This is a genomic window from Streptomyces sp. ISL-87 (genome assembly GCF_018614095.1).
Taxonomy (GTDB): Bacteria; Actinomycetota; Actinomycetes; order Streptomycetales; family Streptomycetaceae; genus Streptomyces.
Genome location: NZ_JAGGOY010000052.1, coordinates 32,017 through 43,710, shown reverse-complemented (window position 1 = coordinate 43,710; position 11,694 = coordinate 32,017). Strand labels below are relative to the sequence as shown.

Here is an 11,694-nt window from a genome sequence, read left to right as displayed (position 1 = left end):
CCACCGGAGTTCAAACGGTGGGGCGGGTGTGGGGTCCGCAGCGGCAGGCCCGCGATGGGGTGGTGCGGGCTGCCGGTGAGGAGCTGATGGTGTGCGCCGTGTCGTTGGCCGGCCTGCGGGACGGCTGTACTTCGGCGGGTGCCTGGTCCGCGACGGTGATCGAGGGCACGGCGGTGGCGCCGTCGGCCTGGTCGGCGCAGGAGAGCGCGAGGACGGCCAGACCGAGCACGTTGCCTGTCGTCATCAGCAGTCCGGCGATCACGTTCCCGTCCGGCCGGGCGTGCCGGCGCTTCCGGGGCGGGTTGAGGCGGGTGGGGCCGTGTAACTCACCCCAGCCACCGGCGCTCACGACGTCGCCTTGAGGGTGGTGAGTTCGGCCCAGACCTGCTTGCCGGTCCGAAGCCGCCTGCTGCCCCATCGGGTGGTGAGCTGGTCAACGAGGTGGAGCCCGCGGCCGGCCTCAGCGTCGGGGGTGGCGGCCGCAGGGGCGGGGAGGGTGCGGCTGGTGTCGGTGACCACGATCCGTACGTGGTCGGGGTGGCGGGTGACGGAGACGCCAATGCGGCGGGTGTGGGTGTGCTTGACGGCGTTCGCGACGAGTTCAGAGACGATCAGCTGCGCGTCGTCGACCAGGGCATCGAGGCCCCAGGTACGGAGGCAGAGGGTGACGTCGCGTCGGGCGCGGGAGGGGGCTGTGTCGCGGGGCGTGTAGCCGTCGCTGTACCGCTGGGGTCCGGTGGGGGCTGCTTTCACGCCTTCCGCCAGGGCGCCGGTCACCGGGCGGTCCTGCCGGCGTCGGGGCCCTGTATGGCACGGCCGGTGAGGGCCGGGCGGTGGGCGCGGGAGGTGGTGCTCTGGCTCATGGGTGGCCTCGGCGAGTTGGGAGCGGATGTCGGGTGCGTGGCCTCGTGTCCCCGACGGGGGGCGGGGACACGAGGCCGGCGGGCCGGGTCATGCTCGAACCCGGCCGTTCTGGGGCCGCGACCTACCACCTCAGCGTGATCATCTGCTGACACTTGGTCACGGCGTCACGTTGGAAGAATGCACCCAATGACGCGATGCCTGCAACCATTGCAACCAAACTCCCAACGATTGGAGGGATGTTCGATCGACTTCCGATCCCCGGGACGGGCAGACTGACCCGTCAAGAGGAAGCCGCACCCCGGAAGAGGAAGATCCGCCCCCTGCATCGACCGGACAGCCCGCAGAGAGGTCCAACTTCCCGTGCCCACACCGCCGCTCGTGCAGACCGTGCGCAGACGCCGCCTCGGCAGCGCGCTGCGAACCTTCAGGAAGAACGCCGGCTTCAACACCTCCGACAGCGCCGCTCAGGCCGTCGGCTGGGACGCCAGCAAGATCAACCGGATCGAGAACGCCAAAGCACACCTGCCGATCAAGGACGTCAAGCCGCTCCTGAAGGCCTACGGGGTTACCGACGAGACGGTGATCACCGCCATGGAGGAGCTGGCCCGGGACGCCAACAAAGTCGGCTGGTGGAGCAACTACGGCGACCTGCCCGAGACCAACTACAAGGACTACATCGGCCTGGAGGAGGACGCGGAGGACACCCGGATCTACCTTCCTGGGGTGCTCCCGGGCCTGCTTCAGATCCCGCCGTACGCCCGCGAGATCATCACTGCCACCGCCATCACCCGGACCGCCGACGAGGTGTCCGCGCTCGTGGAGATGCGCAAGAAGCGCCAGGCCCTCCTCACCGACACCAGCCGGCCGGGCGGGCCTCTCAAGCTGTGGGCCGTCATCCACGAATCGACCCTGCACTACCGGTCGGCGACCCATCCCTCCCTGATGCGCGAGCAGCTACGGCACCTGCTCGACATGGCCGACCAGCCGAACATCACAATCCAGGTGATGCCGATACTCGCTACCCCTCACCCCGGGATGGCGGGCCCGTTCCACATCGTCAGGTTCCCCCACCCCTGGCCCACCGTGATCAGCGTGGAGACCATCCGCGGCGGGACCTTCGCCGAAGGCACTGACGACGTGAAGGTCTACGAAGCCGCCTTCGAGCGGATCGTGGCCGCAGCACTCTCCGTCGACGACTCACGGGAGAAGATCAAATCCACCATGGAGAAGTCATGACCGACACAACCAGGCTGTACGCCACCGACCTTCCCGAAGCCGAATGGCACAAGTCGACCTTCAGCGACGCAGGCGAGCAGTGCGTCGAGATCGCCGACGTCAGGCCCACCCGCAGCTTCATCGCCATCCGAGACTCAAAGAGGCCGACGGGACCGGCCATCGCCTTCACCCAGGCCGCCTTCACCGCCTTCCTGCCGCACGCGGTACACAGCCATACCCCAACGGCCTGACCAACCCACAGAACGACCAAGGCCCGGATTCCCCCAGCCCGCAGCAGGGGGAATCCGGGCCTTAGCTGTATGCAGATACCCCGTCAGTCGGCACCCCTACATGGCCCGGGTCCCGGTGTACGGTGCCGACACCCAGCACCGGCGTTGGTGCTGCGGGGCGAAACCGCAGGAACGGTCAGGACACCGGGATCGCGGCGTCGCCGTTCCTGCGGCCGCAGCGGTGCTGGGGGTGTACCCGCAGGGGCTTGTTGTGCTCTAGGTCGGTTTCGAGCACTGATGCCGTAGTGGTGCTGCGGAGCGAACTCACAGGGACAGACGTTGCCAGGCAGGGCAGCGAGGTTCACCTGCTGGTAGCCGCAGTGGTGCTGCGGGCGAAATCGCAGAGACAAGCCTTCCCAGCCCGAGGGGGCGATCAGGTCCCAGGTCCCCTAGTGGTGCTGCGGAAGAAGCCCGCAGAGACAGGTCCCGGCCGGCGGCGGTCTTGAGGTCGCTCGTGCAGCCGCAGTGGTGCCGCGGGCGAACCCGCAGGGACAAGGCGTCGATCTGGTTGGCCACAGCCTCGGCGACGCTGCCGTAGTGGGGCTGCGGAAGGAACCCGCAGGGTCAGCTTCCACTTCATCCGCTCGGCCCCGTTGCCGTTGGCGCCGTAGTGATGCTGCGGGGTGAATCGCAGAGACAGTCCGCCGGCCAGAAATTCGCGGGCGCCGAGCCGGGTGCCGCGGTGGTGCTGCGGGCGAACCCGCAGAGAATGCGGCGCCCCGGCCGGTTGCCGGCCGATTGCGGGTATGCCGTAGTGGTGCTGCGGAAGCAACCCGCAGGTACAGTCGCCGAGGCCCTGACCGAACGTCAGTGCGTTGCCTAGCCATAGTGGTGCTGCGGGATCAACCGCAGGGCCGCCCTGAACCCTGTCAACGATGGACGCGTGGGGTTGAGCGTGTCGGCGATCGACTCGTCGCCGCGGTGGTGCTGCGGGACGAACCCGCAGAGACGGGAAGGACGCGTCGCGGGGATAGAGGACGCGCAGCCTGCCGTAGTGGTGCTGCGGGCTGTGCCCGCAGAGACGGAGGAGCGGCGCGCGGTGCCGGGGGGTGACGCAGTAGCCGTAGTGGTGCTGCAGGATGTACCTGCAGGGGCGGTCCCCTTCGCGCTCTTCGGGCTCGCCGCAGCCATCATGCCGCAATGGTGCTGCGGGACGAACCCGCAGTGACGGACGGAGCACGTCATGACCGTGACCGCGCTCTTCTCCGCGCCACAGCGGTGCTGCGGGGCGAACCCGCAGAGGCTCACCCCAGTCATGGCCAGTCGCCTCGTTCGGCAATGCCCTAGTGGTGCCGCAGGGGGTTACTGCGGAGCCGGGCCGTGCGGCGGGCATCGTGACCTTCTGCGCCACCCAGCCGTAGTGGTGCCGCGGGGCATGCCCGCGGAGACGGCTGAACGGTCCGGCTCTTGCCGCCGCCGGTCGTGCCGCCGCAGTGGTGCTGCGGGTCGCGCCCGCAGAGACGGAAGCGGATCGCCTGCCCCGCCGGGTTCGGCGTAGGGCCGCAGTGGTGCCGCAGGTCGTACCCGAGGAGACGGCTCTCGCTGGTAGATGGGCGCGTCGTCGAGGTAGCGGTGCCGTAGTGGTGCCGCAGGCCGTGCCAGCGGAGACGGGGCACGCAAGCCACGCAGGCTGGACCGGAGCAGGACCCGCAGTGATGCCGCAGGTCGTACCTGCGGAGACGGAATCCGGTGTTCAGGGATACCGAGGTGCAGACAACGCCGCAGTGGTGCCGCAGGTCGTACCCGCGGTGACAGGCACTTCGTCCACGCTCAGGCCGAACGGTGCCAACGTGCCGCAGGTCGTGCCTGCGGAGACGGCCGGCTTGAGCATCTCCTCGGCGGCGGCCCGGAAATCGCCGTAGTGGTGCTGCGGAGAAACCCGCAGGGACAGGCCGCGCGCCACCCAGGACATGATCACCGCCATAAACCCGTAGCGGTGCTGCGGAGCAAGCAGCAGGAACAGCGCCAAGCCCAACATGAGGCCGATCTCGGCACCGTCGCCGTAGTGGTGCTGCGGGGCGAAGCCCGCAGGGACAGCAGTTCTTCTCGGACGCCCCGCCGATGTTCCATGAGCTGCCGTAGTGGTGCTGCGGGGCGGACCCGCAGAGGTTGATTCGTCAACTCTATCGCCGAGGCAGAGGTATGGATTCCCAAGTGGTGCTGCGAACCGAGTCCGCAGAGATGGTCGTTCTGTCCATCCGTGGCTTCGGCCACTGAATCCCGTGGTGGCGCTGCGGGCGGCCCCGCAGAAACAGACCCTGACCCGCCGCTCTCCGTACGGATCGACGAGGCTCCGCAGTGGTGCCGCGAGTCGTACCCGCGGAGACAGGCGGATCAATGCCGGCCAACAGGCGCAGGACGAGACGCCGTAGTAGTGCCGCAGGACGTGCCCGCGGAGACGAGTCTGGACACCGGCGCGGCTTATGACTCCGAGCTGATGCCGCAGTGGTGCCGCAGGGCATACCCGTGGAGACGGACGGTCCTGCAGATGATCGTTCAAATCTGGGTGGAGCCGTGGTGGTGGCGCGGGACGAGCCCGCAGGGGGACAAGAGGAACTAGCGCCGCTTCTCGGAATGCTCTTCAAGCCGCAGTGGTGCCGCAGGCCGTACCTGCGGAGACGGGAAGACCCACAGCTCCAAATCCACGCCGCCGTACTGCCACAGTGGTGCTGCGGGGCATGCCCGCAGAGTCGGTGGAAGGGGATGGCACCCTGGCCAGCACCAACACTCGCCATGGTGGTGCTGCGGGATGAACCCGCAGGGACAGGCACTCTCCCGAGCCTGGGCTCTGCATGGCCTCGAAGCCGCGGTGGTGCTGCAGACAAACCTGCACCGTGTGCCGCAGTGGTGCTGCGGGACGAAGCCCGCAGGGACAGCGTGGGTCGCGGGACCAATCCCGGCCTCGTCGACATGCCGCAGTGGTGCTGCGGGCGATACCCACAGGTGTGGCTTGGACCGTCCGCCAGGACCTTCGGAGTGACAGGGCCGGAGTGGTGCTGCGGGACGAACCCACAGGGACAGAGCCATTCTCCACCGGTTGTGCGGGTCGAGCTTCCAGTCGCCGCGTGGCGCCGGGGGCGTGCCTGCGGAGAGGGTGCCGTGGCGGCCCCACCCGCGGACCTCCCAGAAGCCGCAGTGGTGCCGCAGACGTGCTCATGGAGACGGGCCTGGACACTGGCGCGGCCTGCGACGCCGAGCTCATACCGCAGTGGTGCCGCGGGGCGTGCCTGCGGAGACGGTCTTCTGGGACCTGGAGAGCTACCAGCGCCGCAAGGAGCCGCAGTGGTGGTGCGGGTCGTGCCCGCAGAGACGGCTCAATCGGCTCCGCCCGCGCGGTCGGTCTGATGCCGCAGTGGTGCCGCAGGGCGTGACCACGGAGACGGAGGAGGAGCTCCGCGAGCACTGGCTCCAGCTCCCCGAGCCGCAGTGGTGCCGCGGGTCGCGCCTGTGGAGCCGGTAGACCTGCAACCCGGCCGCCAGCGCCACCAGGTCCCCGCAGTGGTGCCGCAGAGCGTGCCTGCGGAGATGGGGCCGGGACGGTGTTCGGCAGATGGATCACTGGCACGCCGCAGTGGTGCCGCAGGTCGTACCCGCGGAGACGGGCCGGGTGACTGGTGACCGTCATTGACCCGAAGCAGCCGCAGTGGTGCCGCAGGTCGTACCCGCGGAGACGGCCTGTCGAGCTGCGTCGATTACGCAGCGAGGCCGCGGTCGGGGTGCCGACATGGTCGACATACCTCCCTTATCCGGCTTCTGGCTTCAGTGTGGTCCGGTGTGTCGCGGTGGGCTTTGGGTTCCGAAGCCTGTCGGGCTGCATGGGATGGGGTGCCCTGGTTCGAGGGGGCCATCACCGTATGGGAGGCGGGTGCGTGGCGCGGTGTAGAGGGCGGTGATGCCGAGGTTGTGGAGTCGGGTGGGGTTGGGGGTGTGGGTTCGGGTGTCGGGGTGTTCGAGGAGGGTGGCGAGGGTGGTGGTGGTGTGGGGTTGGTGCCAGATGGGCCAGGTGAAGGCGTGGTTGGTGGTGTCCCAGCTGGTGGCTTGGGGTCGGTTGGTGTTGCCGGTGAGGCGGAAGGCGGTGAAGCCGTGGAGGGCGAGCCAGGTTGCGCCGGGGACGCCTTGTTGGGTGGCTTTGCCGTGGCTGACCATATGGGCGTCGCCGGTAGAGAGGTGGTCGAGGTTGGCGCCGGCGTAGTCGTCGACGCGTTGCCATCGGGTGAGGGCGGCGTGGAGGTGGGTGGGGTCTTTGAGGCAGTGCTGGGCAGCTTTGGTCCAGTTGTTGGGAAGGGTCATCTGGCCGCTACGGCCGAAGTAGGGAGTGGTCCGTGTGTAGAGGGTTCCCTGGATCGCGCTCTTTTTCTTTGGGAGCGCGCCCTTGTCGCTCTTGCCTGGGGTGAGACTGAGGGTGTTGATCAGTGAGGTGAACCAGTGGGCGCGGTTGTCATCGTGGTCACGTTCAGCCTCGGCGTGACGGCGGAGCTGGGTGAGGGCTTCGTCGATGGGCATCTGGAGTGGGTCGTTGGGTGAGCCGGGTTCAGGGTGGCGGGGCTGGTCGAGGATCCCGGGGGCCACCGCCAACGGATCTTTGTCGGGCTGGGTGGGGAGTTGGGTGGCCAGGAGGCTAGCAAGAGCCTGGTGGGTGAAGGGCTGGTGGGTGTGGAGGACGGCGGGGGCGTCGGGGCCACTCCAGGAGAGGCGCGGCGCTTCGTCAAGGAGGTGGGTGGTGAGGTGCAGGGTGCCGAGGGCGGCGAGGAACCCGAGGGGGGAGCTTCCGTAGAGGGCGGGGAGTTTGAGCTGGTGGGTGGGGGTCGGCATGGTCAGGTGCCTTCTTCGGAGCAGGCCATGTCGGCGAGGCGGAGGGTGGCTTCGAGGAGGGCCAGGCCCCAGGGGCCGTAGCGGCGGTTGAGTGCGTGGAAGCGGTCGGGGCCGCTCCAGTCCGTGCCCATGTCGGAGCTATGGACCGTGATCTGCTGACGGTCGGGCATGGTGCAGGTCACTGGCCGCGGGAACGGGTCGGTGACCGGGGGCAGCAGCGGACGGGCGTGTCCGTGGTGAGCGGCCACAAGGTGGATCAGGAGTTCGTCGTCGTTACCGCGTGCATAGTCGGGACGGGTGTCGAGCCAGGCGGTGACGGCGAGGGCGCTGAGCGCTTCGTGGCGCATCTCGGGATTCCACTGGGCGAGCCTGGCAGCGCGCCGGCGTGCAACGTGGTCGACGGCGTCCATGCCGGACTTCGCCCGGGGCTCGTCCAGGGATTCGGCCAGCAGCCGGTCGCCGGCACAGAGCATGCACTGGAATCCGCTGTGGGCTTTGCCGCAGTCGTGGGCGTGGCCGGCGGTGTGGAGCGTGTCGATGAGCTCGGCGGTCAGGGTGAGCGCGGTGGCGTAGGCGGCGGTGCGGTCGGCGACGGCCTGGCTGTGCTGGCTGAGGGGGACGGGGCGGGTCAGGGAGCTGGCGTCGGCGCTCTCGTCGCCGACTCCCGCGCCTTGTTCTTGCTGTCCTTCGGGTGGATGCGGGGGGATGAGGAGGAGGCGGTCGGGTTCGTCCGGGTTCAGGACAACGCGTCCGCAGTGTTCGGTTCGGCCGGTGGGTTCAACGGTCCACTGCCCGACCGTCCGAAGGTGGCTCAGGCGGTCGTGGGCCAGGTCGGCGTACGCGCCGTCCGTGTGCCGGTTCAGGTGGTCCAGGAGCGTGTCGAGGAGGTTGTGCACGATGGTGGTCTCCTCCTGTTCTCCCGTGTGCAGGAGCCCGACAGCTCGGGTGATGGTTTTGGTGAGGGCCTCGGTGAGGGCCTGGTCACCACCGGCGAGGAGGGAGAGCAGGGGGGCGTGGATGCGGGTGGGGGCGGTGGTGGTGGTCGGGTAGTCGCCGAGGTCGCAGGCGGGCAGGTCGCGGGTGCCGGTCCAGCCGTAGGAGTCGTGGCCGCCGTAGTGGCTGGGGAGGACCACGGTGCTGCCCGGCCGGATGTCCTTCGCTTCGGTGACCGGGATCCACTCGCCCTGGACCTCGTTGTAGCTCAGCACCGGTGACATGCGCGGCTGTTTCTGCTTCTTAGGCGTGGGGGCGGGGTCTTGCGGCTGCGAGGTGGATTCGAGGTCGCTGGTGTCGTCCGCGTCCGGGGCGCGGGTGAGGAATCGGCGGAGCTGCGCTGCGGGGATGGCGACGGTTTCGGCCGGGTGCGGGGGGACCTGCCGCATGCGGGCCGCCCACTCGTCGAAGTTCGGTCGGCCTTCGGTCTCGTGGAGGTCGGCTCGCCACAGAATCTGAACGTCTTCGGGTGTGGTGTCGAGGCCGTGCAGGAACGGGGCCGGGGCCTGGTCGGGGACAGGGGTGGGGCTGGTGCGGGTCCAGGAGTCGAGGAGGGTGCGATGTACCACGGGTATGCGGGGCGGTGCCACGTTCAGGAGGGTGGCGTCGACGTCGGCGAGCAGGCCGGGCAGGGTGAGCGGGTTGACCAGCAGACCGTCGGGCAGCACCTCGGCGAGGGCGGTCGTGTCCACTCCGTCCGCGGGCAAAGCGGAAGTCTGGCTGGCGAGCCAGTTCCAGGTGTGTTCGGCGGCTTCGCCGTAGACGGGGATGGAGGACTGGCCGGTCTGGGTGCTGGCGCGGATCACGAGGGCGGGGGCGAGGTGGAGGCCGCCGGTACGGTCCAGGCGGCCCAGGCGCTGGATGAGCGCGGCGAGGGCGGCGTTCTCGGTGATGAGGCCGGCGAAGGAGATGTCGATGCCGACCTCGACGGTCTGGGTTGCGACCACGACGAGCGGCTTGGCCCGGTCGCCGCGCACGCCGGCGAGGAGTTCGGTGACGAGGGTGCTCGTGAGCAGTCGTTCGCGGTCCAGGGTGCGGGAGCGTCCGGTCAGCAGCACCACGTCGATGTCTTGGCGCTGGGACAGCAGGCGGTGGGTGGCGCGGGCAGCGCGGATGGTGTTGCCGACCACGCCGATCACCGGGCGCTCCACCATCGGCAGCAGTGTGTCGACGGCAAGTTGGGCGGCGAGCGCGAAGGCCTCGGCGGTGTCCTTCGCGCCGGAAGCGGCGTCCAGCAGCGTCAGGCGGCGCTGGGCGGACAGGCGCCTGCCGGCCACGGGGTGCGTTCGGTCGGCGCCGGTGATGGAGTGGCGTGGGCGGCCGGGGCCGGTTGAGGCGGTCGCAGAGAGGCTGACGACCTTGACCGCGCGGTCGGCGAACTCGGGGTGGGTGGCGGTGGCCTGGTAGGCGGCGCAGTCGGTGGCGGTAACGAGCAGCGGCAGGGCGATGTGGGCCTCGTCCACGGCGAGGAGCGCGTCCATCCCGCACAAGGCGGCGTCGATGGGACGCATGCGAGGGCTGGTGTGGTAGCCGCGGAAGAGCAGGCGGCTGCCGTACTGGTCGACGGTGGAGGTGATGACGGCTGGCTGGGCGGGAGAGCGCAGCCAGCGCGAGGCCCAGTCGACGCCGCCGCGCATACGTACGCTCTCCAGCGCCGTACCGGAACCGCCGAGGTCGCGCAGCGCGCGGGCGACGCGGCCGGTCACGGTGTCGGGAAGTGCGGTGTCGAGGGCGTGCTGGAGAGCGCGGGCACTGTCGTGGGCTTGATCGACGACCAGGCGGCGGTCGACGACGAAGAAGAGCCGCAGCGGCACCGTCCGGCCGGTCCCGGCGGTGTGCTGCCAGGCGAGGAGGAAAACCCAGATGTCGATGATGCTGGTCTTGCCGAGGCCAGTGGGGACGTCCATGTCCGGCCAGGTGCCGCTGTCGGCGACCTGGTGGAGGTAGGCGGTCTGCCAGGGGAAGGGACGGTGGCCACGGACTTCCTGGACGAAGTCGGGGAAGTCCTCCAGCCGAAGTGCGTGGTCCGGGGTGAGGGTCATGCGGGCTTCTCCCCCAGGTGGGTGGGCAGGCACAGGCCCAGGCCGTAGTTCTTCTTGCTGCCGAGCAGCACCGGGCCGGTAACGGGCTGGGCGAATCGCAGGCGGACGTGGCGGGCGGGCAGTGGGCGCTCGTCGGCTTTGCGGCGCAGGGCGCGCGCCGGGAGCGTGGGGGCGCCGGCCGTGTACGCGCCCGAGTGCAGGACTTCGACGGTGACGGGTTCGGGGAGCCCGGCGAGGCGGCAGCTGGCGGCCACCGATGCCTCGATCTCCCGGCCGTGGCCCTTGGGGAAGAGGTCCAAGACCATGGGCAGGGCCGTGGTCCACTCTCGTGAGGGGCGGGTCCAGCGCTGAGGTCGAACGGTGCGAATGGCGTCGGTCCGTGTGGCGCCGGTACTGATGTAGGTCAGCGGGATGGGCTCGGATACGGACGGAACGGCTAGTTCGCTCAGGCCCCCTCCGGAGCGCAGCAGGATGGCCAGCAGGGCGCGTCGGTGGGCCGGGTCCAGGTCGGCGGGCAGGGCGACGCCCACGCCGCGCAGTCGGCCGTCTGCGTGGCGGTGGCCGACGAAGGGGTAGGCCACGAAAGCGCACAGCCTTCGGTCGTCGCCGGGTGCCTTGTGTCCGTGTACGGCGACCATGGCGTCCACGTCGTGGCCGGCGGCGTCCAGCAGGGCGGACACGGTGCTCCGGAAAGCGCCGGTGACCTTCAGGGTGAGTGCCGGGTCCAGGGAGAAGCCGGGTGGGAACGCGAAGGACAGCAAATCCGAAAACGGCCCCTGCACCGCTGGCAGTTCCTCGTCCTCGGCCACCGCGCCGCGCAGGACGTAAGGGTGGGGACGGGCCTGCTGGTAGGCGCTCTGGCCCTGCTCGTGGGCCCACCGCAGTCCCTCCAGCAGTCCCGGATGGGGAGCACGCAGAGATCGCGTCTCCGCGCGCGTGGTGCCGCTGTCGTCGGCTGGCTCCCACACCTGCCACCGGCCCTCGTCGGGGGTGTTCTCATCGGCGGGCCGGATGGCGGCGTGCACGAAGGCGTGGCCGGTGGCCCGCCCGATGTAGGGCACGGACTTCGCAAGCATCTCCAGTACCGCGTGGACACCTGCCGGCGGTTCCGTGGGCCACTCAAACTCCACCGTCGCCTCGGCCAGGGTGCGCTCGGGCCAGACCTTCGGCTTTCCGCCGGCCGTCCGGCCAGGCAGCACCCCGTGACTGGGCTTGGCTTTCTCGATGGCGTTGGTCGGTACCCACGCGCCACGCGGGGAGGCGGCCTCGGCGGTGTTCGCAGGGACCCGCACGGTTGGGGCGGGCTGCTGTTCCAGCCACTGGAGTGCGGCGTCCTGGACTGGGTCCTGGGGGTCGGCCACCGACACCAGGCCGCAGAACACCCGGTAGGGGTGGGGCGGCCACTCGGCCGCGCCGCGGTCCAGCGTCGAGGCCTGGTAGGCCGGGTCCAGCAGGTGAACCGTTATACGGAAAGGCAT

9 protein-coding genes are annotated in these 11,694 nt (G+C 69.7%); 3 read left to right on the top strand and 6 right to left on the bottom strand.

Annotated elements, in window-relative coordinates; genetic code table 11:
- Nucleotides 1-10 precede the first annotated feature (10 nt).
- Both J7I97_RS20010 and J7I97_RS20005 read right to left on the bottom strand, forming a co-directional pair.
- Complete coding sequence (locus J7I97_RS20010) at nucleotides 11-349, bottom strand: hypothetical protein (protein ID WP_214936777.1); 339 nt, start codon at nucleotides 347-349, stop codon at nucleotides 11-13.
- Entirely contained in the window at nucleotides 346-777 is a 432-nt protein-coding gene (locus tag J7I97_RS20005; protein ID WP_214936775.1) for an ATP-binding protein, read from the bottom strand. The genes J7I97_RS20010 and J7I97_RS20005 overlap by 4 nt, the downstream gene beginning before the upstream one ends.
- Before the next feature lie 447 nt (nucleotides 778-1,224).
- Between J7I97_RS20005 and J7I97_RS20000 the strand changes: the two genes are divergently transcribed.
- Nucleotides 1,225-2,100, top strand: coding sequence for a helix-turn-helix transcriptional regulator (locus J7I97_RS20000; RefSeq protein ID WP_214936773.1), 876 nt, complete (start codon nucleotides 1,225-1,227; stop codon nucleotides 2,098-2,100).
- Nucleotides 2,097-2,330, top strand: coding sequence for a DUF397 domain-containing protein (locus J7I97_RS19995; RefSeq protein WP_214936771.1), 234 nt, complete (start codon nucleotides 2,097-2,099; stop codon nucleotides 2,328-2,330). Before J7I97_RS20000 ends, J7I97_RS19995 begins: the two co-directional genes overlap by 4 nt.
- 1,732 nt (nucleotides 2,331-4,062) lie before the next feature.
- Here J7I97_RS19995 and J7I97_RS19990 read toward each other — a convergent pair.
- On the bottom strand, nucleotides 4,063-4,338 hold the full coding sequence (locus J7I97_RS19990) for a hypothetical protein (RefSeq protein ID WP_214936769.1): 276 nt from the start codon (nucleotides 4,336-4,338) through the stop codon (nucleotides 4,063-4,065).
- A gap of 1,254 nt (nucleotides 4,339-5,592) precedes the next feature.
- Here J7I97_RS19990 and J7I97_RS19985 point away from each other — a divergent pair.
- On the top strand, nucleotides 5,593-5,829 hold the full coding sequence (locus J7I97_RS19985; RefSeq protein ID WP_214936767.1) for a hypothetical protein: 237 nt from the start codon (nucleotides 5,593-5,595) through the stop codon (nucleotides 5,827-5,829).
- Between the two features lie 299 nt (nucleotides 5,830-6,128).
- On the opposite strand, the gene J7I97_RS19980 is transcribed toward J7I97_RS19985, so the two are convergent.
- From J7I97_RS19980 to csb2, 3 genes are read right to left on the bottom strand one after another with little or no spacing between them, the layout of a single operon-like run.
- Nucleotides 6,129-7,181: a hypothetical protein gene (locus J7I97_RS19980; RefSeq protein ID WP_251058986.1), complete on the bottom strand. Its 1,053-nt coding sequence runs from the start codon at nucleotides 7,179-7,181 to the stop codon at nucleotides 6,129-6,131.
- 2 nt (nucleotides 7,182-7,183) lie between these two features.
- On the bottom strand, nucleotides 7,184-10,216 hold the full coding sequence (cas3u, locus tag J7I97_RS19975) for a type I-U CRISPR-associated helicase/endonuclease Cas3 (protein WP_214936765.1): 3,033 nt from the start codon (nucleotides 10,214-10,216) through the stop codon (nucleotides 7,184-7,186).
- Nucleotides 10,213-11,694, bottom strand: coding sequence for a type I-U CRISPR-associated protein Csb2 (csb2, locus tag J7I97_RS19970; protein ID WP_214936763.1), 1,482 nt, complete (start codon nucleotides 11,692-11,694; stop codon nucleotides 10,213-10,215). Before csb2 ends, cas3u begins: the two co-directional genes overlap by 4 nt.